General features: G+C 32.8%; 16 protein-coding genes and 1 riboswitch. Of the genes, 13 read left to right on the forward strand and 3 right to left on the reverse strand.

Going from position 1 to position 17,856, the window contains the following annotated elements:
- Positions 1-563 precede the first annotated feature (563 nt).
- Positions 564-1,358: a hypothetical protein gene (locus J2Z81_RS09230; protein WP_155554325.1), complete on the reverse strand. Its 795-nt coding sequence runs from the start codon at positions 1,356-1,358 to the stop codon at positions 564-566.
- Positions 1,359-1,642: 284 nt separating this feature from the next.
- Here J2Z81_RS09230 and J2Z81_RS09235 point away from each other — a divergent pair, with 284 nt between their 5' ends.
- The 8 genes from J2Z81_RS09235 (at position 1,643) to J2Z81_RS09270 (ending at position 11,477) form a co-directional block, all read left to right on the forward strand.
- On the forward strand, positions 1,643-1,861 hold the full coding sequence (locus tag J2Z81_RS09235; RefSeq protein ID WP_226371208.1) for a TniQ family protein: 219 nt from the start codon (positions 1,643-1,645) through the stop codon (positions 1,859-1,861).
- Positions 1,839-3,011 (forward strand): TniQ family protein, encoded by a 1,173-nt coding sequence (locus J2Z81_RS09240; protein WP_226371209.1) that lies wholly within the window; start codon positions 1,839-1,841, stop codon positions 3,009-3,011. Before J2Z81_RS09235 ends, J2Z81_RS09240 begins: the two co-directional genes overlap by 23 nt.
- Entirely contained in the window at positions 2,995-5,661 is a 2,667-nt protein-coding gene (locus J2Z81_RS09245) for a TnsA endonuclease N-terminal domain-containing protein (protein WP_226981308.1), read from the forward strand. The genes J2Z81_RS09240 and J2Z81_RS09245 overlap by 17 nt, the downstream gene beginning before the upstream one ends.
- Entirely contained in the window at positions 5,662-6,669 is a 1,008-nt protein-coding gene (locus tag J2Z81_RS09250) for an integrase catalytic domain-containing protein (protein WP_226371210.1), read from the forward strand. It abuts the gene before it with no gap.
- Between the two features lie 157 nt (positions 6,670-6,826).
- A complete protein-coding gene (locus J2Z81_RS09255) occupies positions 6,827-7,978 on the forward strand; it encodes a TniB family NTP-binding protein (RefSeq protein WP_226371211.1) in 1,152 nt (383 codons plus the stop codon).
- Between the two features lie 110 nt (positions 7,979-8,088).
- The gene (locus J2Z81_RS09260; RefSeq protein ID WP_226371212.1) at positions 8,089-9,609 is read left to right on the forward strand and encodes a helix-turn-helix domain-containing protein; all 1,521 of its coding nucleotides are present in this window, start codon (positions 8,089-8,091) and stop codon (positions 9,607-9,609) included.
- A gap of 433 nt (positions 9,610-10,042) precedes the next feature.
- Positions 10,043-10,204, forward strand: a complete 162-nt coding sequence (locus tag J2Z81_RS09265; protein ID WP_226371213.1) for a hypothetical protein — start codon at positions 10,043-10,045, stop codon at positions 10,202-10,204.
- Positions 10,205-11,027: 823 nt separating this feature from the next.
- Positions 11,028-11,477 (forward strand): hypothetical protein, encoded by a 450-nt coding sequence (locus J2Z81_RS09270; RefSeq protein ID WP_029268161.1) that lies wholly within the window; start codon positions 11,028-11,030, stop codon positions 11,475-11,477.
- A gap of 444 nt (positions 11,478-11,921) precedes the next feature.
- Here J2Z81_RS09270 and J2Z81_RS09275 read toward each other — a convergent pair whose 3' ends face one another.
- Together J2Z81_RS09275 and thiC are read right to left on the reverse strand one after the other, a co-directional pair.
- Complete coding sequence (locus J2Z81_RS09275) at positions 11,922-12,089, reverse strand: serine protease (protein ID WP_156947692.1); 168 nt, start codon at positions 12,087-12,089, stop codon at positions 11,922-11,924.
- Between the two features lie 20 nt (positions 12,090-12,109).
- The gene (gene thiC / locus J2Z81_RS09280; protein ID WP_029268163.1) at positions 12,110-13,894 is read right to left on the reverse strand and encodes a phosphomethylpyrimidine synthase ThiC; all 1,785 of its coding nucleotides are present in this window, start codon (positions 13,892-13,894) and stop codon (positions 12,110-12,112) included.
- Between the two features lie 122 nt (positions 13,895-14,016).
- A riboswitch (TPP riboswitch) is annotated at positions 14,017-14,131 on the reverse strand.
- A 198-nt stretch (positions 14,132-14,329) separates the two neighbouring features.
- Between thiC and J2Z81_RS09285 the strand changes: the two genes are divergently transcribed.
- From J2Z81_RS09285 to J2Z81_RS09305, 5 genes are all read left to right on the forward strand, one after another.
- Positions 14,330-14,689 (forward strand): lmo0954 family membrane protein, encoded by a 360-nt coding sequence (locus J2Z81_RS09285; protein ID WP_029268165.1) that lies wholly within the window; start codon positions 14,330-14,332, stop codon positions 14,687-14,689.
- Between the two features lie 13 nt (positions 14,690-14,702).
- Entirely contained in the window at positions 14,703-15,338 is a 636-nt protein-coding gene (locus J2Z81_RS09290; protein ID WP_226371214.1) for a PspA/IM30 family protein, read from the forward strand.
- Between the two features lie 111 nt (positions 15,339-15,449).
- A complete protein-coding gene (gene liaF / locus J2Z81_RS09295; RefSeq protein WP_029268169.1) occupies positions 15,450-16,181 on the forward strand; it encodes a cell wall-active antibiotics response protein LiaF in 732 nt (243 codons plus the stop codon).
- Positions 16,178-17,221, forward strand: a complete 1,044-nt coding sequence (locus J2Z81_RS09300; protein ID WP_029268171.1) for a sensor histidine kinase — start codon at positions 16,178-16,180, stop codon at positions 17,219-17,221. Before liaF ends, J2Z81_RS09300 begins: the two co-directional genes overlap by 4 nt.
- Positions 17,214-17,846, forward strand: coding sequence for a response regulator transcription factor (locus J2Z81_RS09305; RefSeq protein ID WP_029268173.1), 633 nt, complete (start codon positions 17,214-17,216; stop codon positions 17,844-17,846). The genes J2Z81_RS09300 and J2Z81_RS09305 overlap by 8 nt, the downstream gene beginning before the upstream one ends.
- Positions 17,847-17,856: the final 10 nt, after the last annotated feature.

Here is a 17,856-nt window from a genome sequence, read left to right on the forward strand (position 1 = left end):
TAACCTGTATTTTAAATTCCTTTGAATATTTTGTTCGTTTCATGATGTTAGCCTCCTTGACACTAAATAGTATATTATAATTAACTCTTAGTGTCCAAATTCATTTAGGGGCTTATGTGAAAATACTTATTGAACTAAACTGCCAATTAGTTTAAGTGAATTCATTCACAATTTACATATATCATTTCATTTATTTCTATAAATTCAGTTTACACTGAACTACTTAATTAAGTGTAAAGTTTCGCAACTTTTTTATAAACGTCGTGACTTTATTTTAAATCCACAATAGTGTCCTGCTTGATTGCATGCAACTTTTATTATACAAGAGGTTGTTCTTATTTATATTGCTGGCTCTCCCGTCCGCAAACGGTGGCTCTATCTTCCGCAATCACTGGCTCAAAACTCCGCACAAGTGGCTCAATTCATCCGCAATAATCATGCGATATGTTTTAGAACAGCAAAGAGGTCATTAAGGGTAGGTAATTAATCATTTTTATCATAAAAATAGGCTGCCCAAAGAGCCGTTAAGTTCAGTTTGGACAGCCAATATAGTTTAATATAAATTAGAGGGGTAAATTATCATCGAATTCTTCTTCGAGTGGAAGATGTAGTTCAATATCCTCTTTATTTTCTTTATAAATTTTATTCCCATTGATTTTAAACATCCAACTAAATTCATTTATATTTCTTTCCTCATTTCTTAAATCATCTAATAGTAGTACCAATATATTTTTGACCTTTCTTACGTTTCGGTCATTACTATTCTTGTTTAATAGTTTAAATATACCATTGAAATGCTTGATTACCTTATTAATTATTTCTTTAAATTCTTCTATGCTATTTGCAAAATATATCAGGAATGGTAAGTCAAATATAAGGTCATTCTCAATTAATTCATTTTCTTTGTTACTACTTATATTTGCCAATCTTAACCAATGATTTTTAAATAGAATGATTCTATTTAAAATATGCTCATAATTTTGTACCGATTTAATAAAGTTAATTTCTACTATTTCTCTTTTATAATTAACTAATCCATCGTGAATTATATTTAAACAATCCTTATATTTAATATTAAAATATGGAATCGAGAATAGGACTTCATCTTCAGTCTGATTATGGTCTTGGTATATGATCAACTCAAATTGTTGGAGTACATAACCTTGATAAAAATATTTAAAAATCCATCGGTGAAAATTAATAAGGTCCTCTGTCCATGCAATGTAGCTATTTGATTCATTTTCGAAGTATTCATAGTTAAACGGTTCGTCAATTGGACAATCGTACCAAGTTACATCTACACGATTATAATTATTTTTTTCCTCTTCCATAGTAAAAACAGCTCTAAATGATAGCATTTATTCAACCTCCTAAGATAATTTTAAGTATTATACTCTATTAAAAAAGCTATTCGAATAGCTAATTATAATTTTAAAAATAAGGTCTAAATGTACTTTAATCGTATATTTAGACCTTATTTTCATGTGTGAATAAATACAAAAATACCTTACTTTAATCCAAATAAAGCCCTAAACAGACCGTTTATGCCCGTGAAACGACCTGATAAGGAAAAGGTGCATATTTAAATATTCTATATGGCAATAATAACTATTAGTCTATTAAATATATGGGGTGTAATAGAATGATAGAAATAAATTTAGATTCTAGAAGTGATTTATACAGTATTGAACCAATTGGTTTACAAACTGAGTTAGTTGAAAGCCTGAGCAGTTATTTAATTAGGGTAGCATATGAACATAACATATCTGTTGGTCATTTATTTAATAAGATGATTTTTCCTGAAATGAATAAAGGTTATTTAGAACGGGCTTCAGCTTATGGGGGGGAACCGTTTTTATGAAAAGGCAAAAACTGTAAATGGATACATGGAAAATGCTGTTGAACTTGCATGGACAGTTGAAAAGTTAACATCCAGAGATGACCTAATTAATTTAACCTTGTACAACCTAAAAGAATTCATTCCATTGAGAAATTTGTTGAAGGATACACTTACTTGGTGTCCTGACTGTATTAGAACTTGGGAGAAAAATGGAGAGGTTATTTATTATCCACTGATATGGCATTTAAAACCTGTAGAGATTTGCAAAAAGCATAGTCGTTTTTTGATTGATAGATGTCCTATATGTAAAAAGAAAGTTGATATCATACGTAGACAAATGGTTCCCGGCTATTGTCCAAATTGTTTCTCTATATTAGCCCAAGATAGCGAAAGCAAAAGGATCAATCTAGAAAAATTTAGGTGGGAACTTTATGTTTATGAAAATTTGAAAGATATTTTATCAATAAATCATAACAAGATAGACGTTCAAAGTTTTAAGCATACATTTATAAGTAAATTGAACGAAATAAATGAAGAATGTTTTTCAAATAATGTTGCAGGTTTTTCAAGATACCTAAGTATCCCAAAAAGCACTCTCCGATATTGGCTAAATGGTCAAAACTTTCCCTCTTTAGATAACATACTTAAAATATGTTTTAGATTAAATAAAAAAATTTTAGATTTCCTCTTAGAATCTCAAAGACTAGATGTTAATATATTTCAAATTAATGACAGGCAGGTCATTAATAATGAAACAAAACAAACTCGGAAACCACTTAATTACGATGTAATTGAGAAAAAACTGATAGAACATTTGAGTACAGAAACTCCTATCTCGATGAATTCAGTTGCAAAAGTAATTGGTCGGGATAAGAGGGTATTGTACAGAAACTTTCCGGATCTTTGTAAACAAATATCGAGGAGATATTACGACTATATAAAAGAAAAGTCAGAGCTGAGAATTAAAAAGTTAAAAGAACAAATTAAGCTAGCCTTTAATGAGTTGGAAAATGAAGGATTATATCCTAGTCGTAGAAAAATTGAAGAAAAGGTTAACAAGATTGGAGTTTTAAAAGAAAAGGTTTTGCAAGATTATTGGAAATTTTTATTAGTACAAAGTGGTTATGAGTATAAGAATAGGAGGATATATTTCAATGATGAGTTCCAGTGAGTTTGAAGATTGGGCAGCAAGAATGGACTTAACGGAAGAAGCAAAGAAGGAAATTCAACGGATAAGACAGTCTCCACCAGCAAGACGGGTCGGGGGAGGTAGAAATAACGTTAGCGGAAGGTATAGTAGTAAAAAGATGGGAGTAACCATTCAATTTGAGAGCCATAAGGTTGAATTACCAACTATCTATATGATGGAATTTAATGATGATGTTTTGGAGTATTATGATCAACCACCCAAAATAAAAATGAATTATTTTCAAAGTAAGAAAGATAAAAATAGAAAAATGGCTTATTGGTATACAGCAGATTTTTTTGTGATCGAAAAGAAAAGAGCCTATTGGGTAGAGTGCAAGACAGAAGAACATCTTATTAAGAAGTCTCAGGAAAAACCTGATAGATATTTTAGAAATAATGGAAGATGGGAATTCGCACTCGGAAAAAATTATGCAATACAGTTTGGTTTGGATTTTCTTGTACGTTCGTCATCTGAGATTAATTGGATACTTCAACGTAACCTTGAATTTCTGGAAGATTATATTACCAATGGGCATATACCCGAAGAACAAATTATTGCAAAGATTAAGGAGGCAATAATATCAGCGCCTGGTATAACCATACTAGAGCTTATTCAAAATGCAGAGGAACAATATACCTCTGATGATATATATGACTTAATAGCAAATAACATCATCTATATTGATTTGTACAACGATTTAATAACCGAACCAGAGAGTGTAAAGGTATATTTAAATAAAGAACAGCATAAGGGTTTTTCGATAATTGAAAAATCAAGTAGAAAAAGAATTTCACCTAAGATGATTGAAATAAAAAACGGGAACAGTATTTTATGGGGAGATAGTGCTTGGACTATCTTAAATTACGACAGTGGCAATAAAAAAGTGTTTTTATATTCAAAAAGTACAAATGAACATGCTGAATTACCAATCCACTTGTTTGAATCCTATATATCAGAAGGTTATATAAAGGCTGTGGAAAGTAATAACAATAAAAAAAGTAATAAATTAAACAAGATGATTGCAGAAGCTAGTGAAAAGGACTTAGAAGAGGCAAATAAGAAATATGAAATTGTTACAAAATATCTAAACGGAGAAAATGTTGATTTAAATGTTACTAGAAGAAGTCTCAGAAATTGGGTAAAAAAATACAATGATGCAGAAGAATTATATGGAAATGGTTTTGTCGGACTTCTTCCCAAAACAAAAAAAAAAGGAAATAAAAATTCGAAATTGCCACCGGAAACAGAAGAAATAATGAATGATGTAATTAATCAAAGTTATAAAAACATAAAGTCTAAAACAGCGAAACAAGTTTATCGAGAATTGTTAGTTAAATGTGAAGAACTTAATATTGATCCACCATCATACCAAACATTGTGTACCGCGATTAATAATCTATCTAAATATGAGGTAGAAGAATCTAGAAAAGGAAGACGAGCAGCATATAAGTTTGAGGAATTTTATACTGAATTAGAATTTACTACTCCAAAGCATGGGGAGCGTGTTTTCGAACTGGCGCATATTGATCATACTGAGCTGGATATTGAATTAAAACTTACTAGTCATAAGACCATGCGGCCGTGGCTTACCGTGATGATTGATGCCTTTTCTAGAAGGGTACTTGCCTTTTATTTAACATTTGAACCACCTTCATATCGCAGTTGTATGATGATTGTTAGAGAATGTGTAAAGAATTATAACCGACTTCCTAACTTCCTTGTTCTGGATGGGGGAAAAGAATTTCATAGTGTATATTTTGAGTCTTTACTGGCCTTTTATGGTGTTCACAAGAAGCAGAGACCTGCTGCAAAATCAAGATATGGAAATGATGTGGAAAGATTATTCGGAATAGCTAATAAACTGTTTATTCATAACCTTGCTGGAAACACGCAATTAACAAAAAATGTAAGACAAGTTACTAAATCAGTAAATCCGAAAAACCATGCAATTTGGACACTAGAAACTTTAAATGAATCCCTTGAGAACTGGTTTAATAGAGTTTATGACAATAAAATAAATCCATCACTTCATCAAAGTCCAAAAGAGGCATATGAAGAATCAATTAATGTTTCTGGAAGTCGTCCGAAAACCTATATTTCTTATGATGATACTTTTATTTTAATGACATTACCATCTCCAAAAGGGAAAACTAGAAAAGTACATCCGGGTAAAGGTATTAAATTATCATATTCATATTATTGGTGTGACCAATTCAGAAATCCAAAAATTGAAAATTTCCAAGTTGAAGTAAAATATGATCCTTTCAATATTGGAATTGCATATGCATATGTAGGAGATCAATGGGTAGAATGCCAATCTGAAGGTTACAAATATTTATATGGTAAAAGTGAAAAACAAATGAAAATTATTACAGAAGAAATCAGGCAAAAGAATAAATTATATTCACAAAACAATACAGTGACAGCAAAAATGATTGCACAATATATTATTGAATCTGAATTAAAAGAAGAGGAATTAGTATACGAAAATTTATCTTCAACTAATCCAGAATTAAAGGTTTATGGAAGCAACGATAGTTCAAATGATGAAAATGTGAATGACAGTAATTCTAATGAAACAGATGATATTTATGATGATGACGATCTTGAGATATTTGGGGAGTTGATATAGGTGACAAAAGGAAAAAGATTACTTGAACAATACCCTTCATCAAAATCTAAGAATAAACGAGAAGATTCATTAAATGGAATTACAAATGAGCAAAAGTATGGGCTTGGAAAGGAAAGAAGAACCTTATATAAATATGAGGGATTTTATAAAGAACTAGAATTTACTAATTTGAAACATGCTGAAGGTATTTTCGAATTAGTATACATTGACCATACTAAATTAGATATAGAAGTAGATATTGATGGTAGGCATTCTAAGCAACTTTGGTTAACACTAATGATTGATGATTATTCAAGAAGGGTTCTTGCTTTTTATCTAACCTTTGAAGAACCCTCTTACAATAGTTGTATGATGGTTATTAGGAAGTGTGTAAAAAAATATAACCGACTTCCAAAAACTTTAGTATTAGATGGTGGAAAGGAATTTAATAGTGTTGATTTTGAAGTTTTTCTTGAAACTTATGGAATTCATATGCAACAAAGACCACCTGCAAAGGCGGGGTCTAATAATGTGGTAGAAAGATTATTTGGATTAACAAATAAATGCCTTATCCATAACCTTATGGGAAACACAAGAAATGTACAGCAGGTTAATAATTCTGTGAACCCTAAAAACCATGTAGTATGGACACTTGAGACCTTAAATAAACGACTTGAAAATTGGATTAATTATGTATATGACAATTATATAAATCCATCACTTCAACAAAGTCCCAAAGAAGCATTTCTTAATTCTTTTGAGGTATCTGGACATCCGAATATCTATATTCCTTATGACGAAACATTTATTTTGATGACACTACCTTCTCCAAAAGGTAAAACTAGAAAAGTTCATCCAAGACGGGGGATTAAATTAAACTATTTATATTATTGGTGCAAACAATTTAACAATCCAATGCTTGAGTATACTAAGGTTGAGGTTAAATTTGATCCGCTCAATACTGGAATATTATATGCGTATGTTAATAATCAATGGATTCGATGCCAACTTAGTGTTACAAGTATTTAAATGGTAAGACGGAGAATGGACAAAATTATAAGCTGTAAGGCCTGACTTAAAGATTATTAATAATGAAGAAACACCTAATTAAATAAAGTAACTATGGGGGATTCAATTGTTCAGAGACCGTATATGATGATCGTGGGACTGAGAGGAGTTAGTTTAGGTGACAAAAAAACAAAGATTATTTGAAGAAGAGCTTTTAACAAAATCTAAGAAAGAACGAGAAAAATTTTTTAATGATTTTACTGTTAGTCATACAAAAATGAAACAAGTTTCAGATGAATTAAAAAATGAAATTTATAAAGGATCACAAAACATCATTATGGTTGTTGGCCCATCAGGAGTTGGGAAATCCAGACTTTTTTCTGCAACGACGTTATCTGTTCTTAAAGATATGAAAGAAGAAACTGAGAAAGATAGAAGCATTATCCCTATCTCTGGCATTGAGCTTCCAAATCCAGATTTAGGTAAGTTCAATTGGAAAGATTTCTATTATAGAGTTCTTTCATCATTAAAGGATCCATTAATTGACTATAAGATTGATGTTACTGATATTGAAAAGAAAAATAGGAAAAATAAGAAAAGTAACAGTAACAACCCCCTTAATGCAAATACTGCGCCAGAGCTACGTAGATCAATAGAGAGTGCATTTTTTAACAGGAAAACAAAAGCACTTCTAATTGATGAAGCACAGCACTTTTTTAAAATTAATTCAGAAAAAAGGGGTAGCAGTGAACAGAACCAGAGACAATTTAATTCTATTAAATCATTAGCAAACATGAGTACCACAAAAATTGTTTTATTTGGGACTTATGATTTAAATGCTGTTTTCAATTTAGATGGTCAGTTATCTAGAAGGGTTAAGGAAATTCACTTTCCGAGATATGATTATACCAATGCTGAAGATAGAAGGTACTTTCAAGCTTTATTATTGACCTTTCAGAAATTGTTACCTGTGGAGAAGGAACCTGATTTAAAGAAGTACTCGGAATATATATATGAGAATTCTATTGGGTGTGCAGGTATTTTAAAGAATTGGTTACAAAGATGCCTTTCAGATGCTCTAGAAAGAGAGGAGAAAACTATCACCTATCAAAATTTGAAAAGAAATGTTTTACAAACGAAAAAGCTTTTAACACTAGCGAATGAGGCAATCACAGGTGAATCCTATTTCAGTGATAATACAAAAGACAAAAAAGAGCTTCAAACTTTGCTGGGAATTAAAAATGAGAAAGATAATGAAAAACCAAAAAGAAAAAATAATCCTAAGCCGGGAATTAGAAAACCAGAAAGGGATACTGTAGGGTTAGCCTAAGCTTAGGGGCTATAATATATTAGAAAAAATTGAGTGGGTATTTCCTGCTCAATTTTTTATTTCTTAGATTTACTTGTTAACGCATTATCATACATCAGGAGGAATCAGTAATGAATTTATATATAAGCAGTTTAACAGATGAACAAAGGATAGTAGATAATTTTTTATCCACCAGAACAGAGTTATATAATATTGAACCGATTGGAATTGGCACACCTTATGTAGAAAGCCTATTAAGTTATATTGCTAGATTAGCAGAAAAACATAATATTAGTGAAACAGTTATGCTAAAAGAAGTATTTGCACCAGTTATGGAAAATGAAAATATCAAAAACGATGTATCTCAACGAGGTAATACCTATAGAGAATATCTTGCAAATGGTATATCTACCTTTAGCTTAGAGCTTATTAGTAGCATTGAGAAACTAACTGGGAGAAAGGATATACAATATACCACAATGATTAACTGGGGTGGTTTATTTAATGAAAATATAGTCAATCGAAACAGAAGGTGGTGTCCTTTATGCTTGGAAATGTTTCAACAGGAATTAGGTATAGTTTATGAGCCACTTCTTTGGGCGATTTCAGAAATTAAGGTGTGTGATAGGCATCAAATAAGTCTAAAGGAATTATGCCCTTACTGCGGGAAAAAAATGTCTTATATTCACAGGAATTTAGTAGTTGGTCACTGTCAGTATTGTTTAAAGTGGTTGGGAGAAAGTAATTCAAATGAAAATAAGATACTTTCAGAAGAACATAAAAATATTTTAAAAAATTATAAGCAATTATTTGAGGTCTCTCCTAGTTTAAGGTCATTCCCAAATAAAAACTGTATTAGTAATGTTCTACAAAAACTAGAAAAGCAATTGGAGTTTGAAAGTTTGTTGCAGTTTTCGAAATTTCTAGGAGTTAATTATTCAGGAATGTTTTATTGGGTGAAGAATAAAAGGATTCCATCTCCAGAAAAGTTACTTCATATAGCAAATAAATTAAATTGTACCATTTACGAAATGATTTCGGATGAAAATTTGTATTTAAAGGTGAAAGTAGATGGCTTTGATAAGAGTAGAAAAGTCAGTAAGATTACAATAGTAGAAATGGAAAGCTATTTAAGAGATGCCGCTTATACAAAATCTACTCCTAAAAGTCTTGCTGAAGTTTGCAGAGTAGGAGGTTTTAGTAGAACGGCAGCTAAAAATAATTTCCCTCATTTAAGTCAATTGATTTTAGATAATTTCGCTTTACATCGTAAGAATTCCTTTATCCAGCGACAAAAAGATATTGAAATTATTTTAAAAAAAATATTGACCCATGAAAGACCAAAGAGCTTAAAGAAAAGTCTAGAGGATTATGGATTATCCATAAGGACAGCACAAAAATATCACCCCAAATTGTGTAAAAAGATTATTGAAAGAAATCAACAGTATATAAAGGTAGAGAAAGAGAAAAGAATCAAAGTTATTGAAAATGAAATAAAAACTATTATGTTTGATTTGCATCAAAAAGGTATATATCCAAGTTTTAGTCAGATTAATAAAGTGATTTCAGATCCAAACATATTTATGGAAAGACATTTTAGAACCTTTAGAAAGGAAATGTTAGAATCGTTAGTTATAAAATTTGAAGGCTAAAGCTAATTTATTTTGGAGTTATTATATTTATTCATAGTTCGATTTAAAATGTATTATAAAAATAAGAAAGTTTGTTGAGAATAAATACTGAGAATGCGCAAGCAACATTCTTGGATAGCATGATAAAGATGTTCAGATGGCGTTCCTTCTGAATAAAGAAAATGTACTTTGCTTTGTACAGTATCGAACCCTCACTCTTATTTTGACTTTAGTGGATCAAAGGGTGGGGGTTCACCTTTAACAATTGATGTGTGAATAGCAACATAGACTCTAAGAAGTGTTAATCCCTAATAGGACTAATAATGGTGTACGGATTAAAAAAAGACTACTATAATTAACTAGTGTTTATAACTTGGTATGAATTATCTGATTCTAAGGACCTGTTTAACTTAATTGATTAAATTCTATATTATTAGATAGAGGTGATGTATATATGAATGGAAAAGAGGAGAAATATGAATATAGTGATGATGAAATCTTGGAAGAAGCAATTGAACTAGTTAAAAAAGGAAGCACATATGAAGAGGTACAAAGGAAGTTTAATCTGTCAGGTGATGACATTAATTTGATTGATTTTGTTATTAACGAGTTCTAATTTCTTGTACAAAATTAAGATCTTTGCTGTCAGGATTGAAGGCTTTCACAATGAATTAAAGAACAGGTTAGATGAAGGGGAGCAAATCTAACAAGCTAAAGGCAGCAATCTTTTCCCAGACTTTCATTAATAGTATCGCGATTGTTGAAAATCATTTGTCTAATTCTTCGGTACGGATGTATTAGATTTTTTTATCTTTCAAGTTCCTCAAAGTTGCAATCCTTGTTTTCTTGATATTATCCCAATGGTAAATATGTTGGCAACGAGTGGTACATACTTATAGCCATAATCAAATAACAATAAACCATAAAATTTCCTAAAATAAAAATGTAAAGCATAAAGCTTCCTAAAAATCTAAATATGTAGTAAAACACGACTTTATTCGGAAAGTAATTTAATTTATTGGAGATAAAACCTAAATGAAATGGTGAAAGGCCTTGTGGCTCTAGGGTTGGAAACTATATGCTTTATTGCTAGGAAATTATATGCTTTACGTCACATGTAAAAAACTAAAAAACTGCTAAAAGGGTAGAAAAGATGTTTACTTTTATTACACAATGAAATCTACAGAAGAACGGTTTGCCGATTTTCTTTAATATATCCCTCACAATATAAATAAATTCCTTTTTTTATATTTCCGTTTTATAAAATATGCTACAATAAATTTCAGATCGCTCAAAATATAATAACTATACTGTTTTACATTCCATTACACAATTGCTATTCCTAAATCTTTTGAGCACGGATCACGGATATAATAAATAAGCTCACATATGAAATGGAGTTGCTAAAGCAGATGAATGTTGATTAGAGGTGGATGACTATGAAACTAAAGTATATCATGATAATTTTAGGTATTCTTCTATTGGTTGGGTGTAGTAACAGCGATTCTGAGGAAAACAAGCAAGCCGATAAAACTGATGCGGAACAAAGTGAACCAACTAAAGTAGATCAGAATGCTTCTATTGATTTTAAAGAAGTTATCATAACGATTGTAGATCAGAAAAATGTAACGATCGAAGGGAAAATAAAGGCAAAAAATGCTTCAGCTTTTTATCGTGTGGAACATGATTCTGTCCTGGTAGATGAAACGGAACTGGATTTTAAGCAAATGGATGAGGGGTGGAGTGACTTTGATATTAAGTTAACACTCTCTGACAAAGTTGTGGAATCAGGAAAATTACCGGCACTAAAACTATATGGAAAAGATAAATATGGCAACGAATTATATCCAAATTATCTGCCAATTGATTACATCCGACAAAGTTATTAATTAATCAAATATAGAAAGCGGTGTGTTAACATACCAGTTTGTCAAAATTCTGGAAAGAAATGGACATGGGTGCAAACAATTAAAACAATAGTACGGCTGAAGTGTCCATATTGTGGGTCAAAACAACATGAAACGGCATCATCAAGGAAAAGGAGTCCCATTTGCTCGCTCCGTTACTGATTGTATTGCCAGTTAACGCACTATTAGATTTAACTTGGTCAAAATTTTTTATATTTCTGACTGCTATGATTATCGTTATAATAGGAACATATCCTCTCACGTTAAAGCTATTCAATGATAAAGAACCTTAATGGTAAGGTTTATGCCAAAAATAAAACGCAGGTATCTGCGTTTTATTTTTGAGTATTAAGCGAAAGCGTGCTGGCGGGGCAAATATAAAAAGCGTACTGGATTATTATAACCATCTTCAATAGAATCTTTGTTTTAGTAATAAAATACTTCTACCTTGTGGCATTTTTTACATTTATTAAAGTTGGGATGGTATTTAAATTGATGATTACAATTTTTCTGGATGTTTTTTAATCGGTTTTCTAAACGGGAAATATGCTTTAATGCAAGCTCAATTTCTTCTTCAATCTGTTGCACTTCCATGTCATTCATTCCCCCAGTATTTATTGATAAATTGTTCCACCTGACTTTTTGAATTCTTCAGCTTTTTCTTGCATCCCTTTTTCAATATCTTCTTTAGTGAATAATTTATTTTCTTTTGCATAGTTGCGTATATCTTGAGAAATTCGCATACTGCAAAATTTTGGTCCACACATGGAGCAAAAATGAGCTGTTTTTGCATTCTCGGCAGGGAGTGTTTCATCATGATATTCCATTGCACGTTCTGGGTCTAACGAAAGATTAAATTGATCTCTCCAACGAAATTCAAAACGCGCTTTTGAAAGGGCATCATCACGCTTTTGTGCATTAGGATGGCCTTTAGCTAAATCTGCTGCATGTGCAGCGATTTTATACGTAATAACACCTTCACGAACATCGTCTTTATTAGGAAGCCCCAGATGTTCTTTAGGTGTGACATAACACAGCATAGCTGTTCCATACCAGCCAATCATCGCTGCTCCGATTGCAGAAGTAATATGATCATATCCTGGTGCAATGTCAGTTGTTAGCGGACCAAGTGTATAAAATGGAGCTTCACGGCAAATTTCAAGTTGCTTATCCATATTTTCTTTAATCAAGTGCATTGGTACATGTCCAGGACCTTCTACCATGACTTGAACGTCGTGTTTCCATGCTAGTTTAGTTAATTCCCCCAGTGTTTCTAGCTCTGCAAATTGTGCTTCATCGTTTGCATCAGCTATCGACCCAGGACGTAAGCCATCTCCTAGAGAAAATGCAACATCGTAAGTTTTCATAATTTCACAAATTTCTTCAAAATGTGTATATAGAAAACTCTCTTTATGATGGTATAGACACCATTGAGCCATAATGGATCCGCCCCGAGAAACAATGCCTGTCTTTCTTTTTGCTGTTAATGGAATATATCGGAGTAAAACCCCTGCATGAATCGTAAAATAATCAACTCCCTGTTCTGCTTGTTCAATTAAAGTATCTCTGTAAATTTCCCACGTAAGGTCCTCTGCTACACCGTTAACTTTTTCCAACGCTTGATAAATAGGAACAGTACCAACAGGAACGGGTGAATTTCGAATGATCCACTCCCGGGTTGTATGAATGTTTTTTCCTGTAGATAAATCCATGATCGTATCAGCACCCCATCGGGTAGCCCATGTCATTTTTTCAACTTCTTGTTCGATAGAGGAAGAAACAGCTGAATTCCCAATATTCGCATTTATTTTTACATGAAAATTTCGCCCAATGATCATTGGTTCTGTTTCTGGATGGTTTATATTAGACGGAATAATAGCTCGTCCACTAGCCACCTCATCACGTACAAAAGCCGGATCCATATTTTCTCTAATAGCTATAAACTCCATTTCCGGTGTTATCTTTCCATTCTTTGCATAATGCAATTGGGTGACATTTTGTCCTTTTTTTGCTCTTAAAACATTTGGATTTATTCTTGGAAAAATATTGCGGTCTGCTCTTGGATCATTTTCCATTTTAAAACCATTGTCTTCTGGTTTTATTTTTCTTTGTTCATATTCTTCGATATCACCTCGTTCATCTATCCATTTACTGCGAAGTGGAGAAACTCCTTTTCTAATATCGATATCATAATCTTGATCTGTGTAAGGGCCACTTGTGTCGTACACACGCAGCGGCGGATTTCTCTCTTCTCCGAAGGTACCAGTTGTAGGACTTAAAGCAATTTCTCGCATTGGTACTTTTATATCCGGTCTTGAACCTTGGATATACACCTTTTTACTACCAGAAAAACTGGACATAATCGAGATATTTTTTTCATTCAATGACGATTTGGACATAAAAAAACCTCTCCTTTTTTTGTTTTTGAAGGACGAGATTCTAGATATACAAGCGTAGATTTTTTGAGAAATGAAAAGCCGGTTCCAAATGGATGGACCCGGCTGAATGTACGATGGCATTATCTGTAATTGCTTAACTTTCCTACGCTGGTATGAACCAGATCAGGTCCCAAGAGTCAAGAAACCTCATAGCGTTTCTTTCTCAGCCCAGCTCATTGGACTCCCCTAGTTAAATATTCATTTTGAGAATAGTATAACTAATTTTTTAGGAAAGTCAAGTATATAAACAATTTTTTGACAGTAGATTTTTATTTTTTCGTCGGATATAGAACAATATACATCTTAAGTCTTAGAACAAAATATAGCTCCGGCTCATTACGGTTTGTATGATTTTCAAATAAACTAGATCAAGTAAAGAAAAAGGAGGCGAAATAGTTGAAAAAGTTTTTGCTTTTTGTCGCAGGATTAGCAGCCTTGTTTATTTTGCTAATGAATATTGGACCAATGGTTTTATTAGGTGTCAGCATTTGGCTGCTTTATATTGTTTTTAAACAATTTCTTAAAAGTAATTCTACAGCAGGAAAGATTGGCTGGGTTATTGCTGGATTAGTCATTTTTGGAGTTGCTTTATCTAATATATATGCAGTATTAGGCATTGTTGCAGCATATGTATTATATGTGATCTTTACAAGCTGGAAAAGTGATGAAAAAGAATTAGGGACTGGACAAGTTTTGGATGCAGATGACCCATTTAAAAATTTTGAAAGACAGTGGGCAGAGTTACATAACCATTAAAAGGAGTGCTCAAATGACAAATATATTTACTCGTATAAAAGATTCAATTGCAGCAGATTTACATCACATGATGGATCAAAAGGAACAAAAAATTCCGATTGCGGCGTTGAATCAGTATTTACGTCAAAGTGAACAGGAAAAAGAAAAGGTCAGAAAGTTAGTTGAACGCCAGTATCGACTAAAAGGTGAATTTTCCAAAGAGTACCTTAAAGCGAAAGATTTCGCTGATAAACGATTAAAACAGGCAAATATTGCCGAAAAAGCTAGCGAAGAAGAAATGTACAATTTTGCAATGAAAGAACATGAAGAATATCAGGGACGAGCAGAGAGAATGAAAAACTCCCGGGAAGAAGCAATAACACAACTGGAAATACTAGAACAAAAGTATGAAGAAATGAAGCATAAATTAAAAGATATGCATTTGCGCCGGATGGAATTAATGGGACGTGAAAATATAGCGCACGCTAACCACCAAATAAATCTTGTAGTGAGTGAGGAAGCGGATCGTCCATACGCACGTTTTGCCGAAATGGAGCAATACATTGAAGGATTGGAATATAAAGTGAATAGTTCGTACTATAGAAGCACGTTTGACCGTAAGATTGCACAACTTGAGAAGGAAATGCAAGAAAACGCATCAGCGAAGTAAGTCCAATGTCTTTGTCATGCAGACGAAATTAGAAACATGGTATACTACTAAGACGCAGGCATACTGCGTCTTTTAAATTCCAAGCTAAATAACCAGAAAGGAGTTCCCTACATGTTTAAACGATTAACAACAGACACTTTGAATTGGATTATTATTATTGGGATGATTCTGTTTGTTATTGAAGTGTCCTTTTTTCATGGAGGGTTTATTTTTTCTACGTTATTTTCAGGTGCGCTCGTATACATAGGTTGGAAAAAATTTACACAATTATGGGGGAAAATCTGTTTTTGGATTGGTACAATTACCCTAATTTTTAGTGTGCTAAACATAATTGCCATACGATTTTTAATTGTAGTTGGTCTTATTATACTGATTATTCATTATGCGAAATCTAAAAATGAACCAGAGCGGATTGAACCGATAATTGAATTAGATGAAACAAAAGAAAATATAAGGGAAATAAAAATCACACCAGTATTGGATGCTGGGTTATTTGGTGATAAAGAAACAAGTGAAAAAGCATTTGCTTGGAGAGATATCAATATTCATGGATTCTTTGGTGATCGGGTCATTGATCTTAGCAGTACTGTTTTACCTGATGACACTTCAGTCATTTCCATAAGGCATATGATAGGTAATATTGTAATTTATGTACCTTATGAAGTTGAAATATGTATTCATCATAGTTCCATTTTTGGACGTGTTACCATTTTGGGAAATTACCACGGTAAATTAATGAACCAAACCATTTCCTATCAAACGGAAAATTATGTTCATACGGATCGCCGTGTTAAAATTATGACGTCTTTGTTATCTGGTGACATCGAGGTGAAGCGCATATGAATGTTGTTTTACGTCATGCCATGATAGGAATTGTTTTTAGTGTCTTACTTTCTCTTATCATGATGGGCTTTACATTTCTTACATTTCCACCAGAAGAGTGGTCGGTCCTAATGGAACGAGATGTCTGGGATATGCCTTTTCTCTTATTTGCATTAATCATTCCTGTCATGATTGGTGCTATTACCGGAATATCCGTTGGCTTGTATTGGCACAAGCGACTTCACCGTATCGATCGACAGCTAGATGAGCTAGTAAAAGGACAAAAAGTGACCATTTATGATGCACCAGAAAAAGAATTCATACAAATACAAACAAATATAAGGCAGCTAAGAGAGAAGCTGAATAAGCAAACAGAGCTTAAACAGCGTCAAGCGACTGAGCGTGCCCATGAGCGAGAAAGAACGTTACAGGAAGTAGTGATACAGGAGAGAAATCGTCTTGCCCGGGAGTTACATGACTCTGTCAGTCAGCAATTATTTGCTGCTTCCATGATGATGTCAGCAATTAATGAATCGACCCCACCCGAAGATCATGCTATCCAACAACAGCTTACGATGGTTGAGAAAATGATTAATCAATCACAGCTTGAAATGCGGGCTTTATTACTGCATTTACGACCTGTAGCCTTAAAAGGAAAATCATTAATCGACGGCATCAATGAATTGTTAGGTGAACTTACCCAAAAGGTTCCAATCGAAGTTGAATGGAAGGTGGAAACGTTACATCTAGATAAGGGAATTGAAGATCATTTATTTAGAATCTTACAAGAGTCCATTTCAAATACACTTCGGCATGCAAAAGCATTAACCATCCATGTTATGTTAATCGAACGGGATAATATTGTTATTTTACGTGTTGTTGATGATGGTGTTGGATTTGATATGGAGAAAACCCATACCAGTTCTTATGGACTGCAAAATATGAAAGAGCGTGCACATGAAGTCGGGGGAACCTTTAAAATTGTTAGTTTACCAAACCAGGGCACACAACTGGAAGTCAAAGTGCCACGATTAAGATATGAGGATGATGGTAATGATTAAAATATTATTTGCTGATGATCATGAAATGGTACGGATTGGTGTTTCATCCTATCTTTCAGCACAGACAGATATGGAAGTAATAGCAGAAGCGGCTGATGGTGGAGAAGCTGTACAAAAAGCCTTGGAATTAAAACCAGATGTAATATTGATGGACCTTGTTATGAACGAAATGGATGGTGTCGAGGCAACAAACCAAATTATAAAAGAATGGCCGGAAGCGAAAATAATTATCGTTACAAGCTTTCTTGATGATGAAAAAGTATATCCTGCACTAGAAGCTGGTGCTACAAGCTATATGTTAAAAACATCAAAGGCTAGTGAAATCGCCAGTGCAATTCGGGCTACATTTGATGGACAATCGATTTTAGAACCTGAGGTAACAGGGAAAATAATGAACCGGATGAGAGAAAAACAAGTTGATTATTTGCACCATCAATTAACAGGTCGTGAAATGGAAATTTTACTACTGATTACAGAAGGTAAAACGAATCAGGAGATTGCTGAACGACTGTATATTACAATAAAAACGGTGAAAGTTCATGTGAGTAATATTTTAGGAAAGCTTGAAGTACAGGACAGAACCCAGGCTGTTATTTATGCATTTAAACATAATCTTATAGATTAAGTACTATCAG

Origin of the sequence: Virgibacillus alimentarius (assembly GCF_017874635.1) — a bacterium.
GTDB classification, from domain to species: Bacteria; Bacillota; Bacilli; order Bacillales; family Amphibacillaceae; genus Virgibacillus_B; species Virgibacillus_B alimentarius.

What these genes read in the sequence shown, in the direction of transcription:
- J2Z81_RS09260 (WP_226371212.1), top strand. Translation starts at nt 8,089, where the DNA reads ATGAATTTATATATAAGCAGTTTAACAGATGAACAAAGGATAGTAGAT.
- J2Z81_RS09275 (WP_156947692.1), bottom strand. Translation starts at nt 12,089, where the DNA reads ATGGAAGTGCAACAGATTGAAGAAGAAATTGAGCTTGCATTAAAGCAT.
- J2Z81_RS09300 (WP_029268171.1), top strand. Translation starts at nt 16,178, where the DNA reads ATGAATGTTGTTTTACGTCATGCCATGATAGGAATTGTTTTTAGTGTC.
- J2Z81_RS09245 (WP_226981308.1), top strand. Translation starts at nt 2,995, where the DNA reads ATGATGAGTTCCAGTGAGTTTGAAGATTGGGCAGCAAGAATGGACTTA.
- J2Z81_RS09290 (WP_226371214.1), top strand. Translation starts at nt 14,703, where the DNA reads ATGACAAATATATTTACTCGTATAAAAGATTCAATTGCAGCAGATTTA.
- J2Z81_RS09235 (WP_226371208.1), top strand. Translation starts at nt 1,643, where the DNA reads ATGATAGAAATAAATTTAGATTCTAGAAGTGATTTATACAGTATTGAA.
- J2Z81_RS09265 (WP_226371213.1), top strand. Translation starts at nt 10,043, where the DNA reads ATGAATGGAAAAGAGGAGAAATATGAATATAGTGATGATGAAATCTTG.
- J2Z81_RS09230 (WP_155554325.1), bottom strand. Translation starts at nt 1,358, where the DNA reads ATGCTATCATTTAGAGCTGTTTTTACTATGGAAGAGGAAAAAAATAAT.
- J2Z81_RS09240 (WP_226371209.1), top strand. Translation starts at nt 1,839, where the DNA reads ATGGGGGGGAACCGTTTTTATGAAAAGGCAAAAACTGTAAATGGATAC.
- J2Z81_RS09305 (WP_029268173.1), top strand. Translation starts at nt 17,214, where the DNA reads ATGATTAAAATATTATTTGCTGATGATCATGAAATGGTACGGATTGGT.
- liaF (WP_029268169.1), top strand. Translation starts at nt 15,450, where the DNA reads ATGTTTAAACGATTAACAACAGACACTTTGAATTGGATTATTATTATT.
- J2Z81_RS09270 (WP_029268161.1), top strand. Translation starts at nt 11,028, where the DNA reads ATGAAACTAAAGTATATCATGATAATTTTAGGTATTCTTCTATTGGTT.
- thiC (WP_029268163.1), bottom strand. Translation starts at nt 13,894, where the DNA reads ATGTCCAAATCGTCATTGAATGAAAAAAATATCTCGATTATGTCCAGT.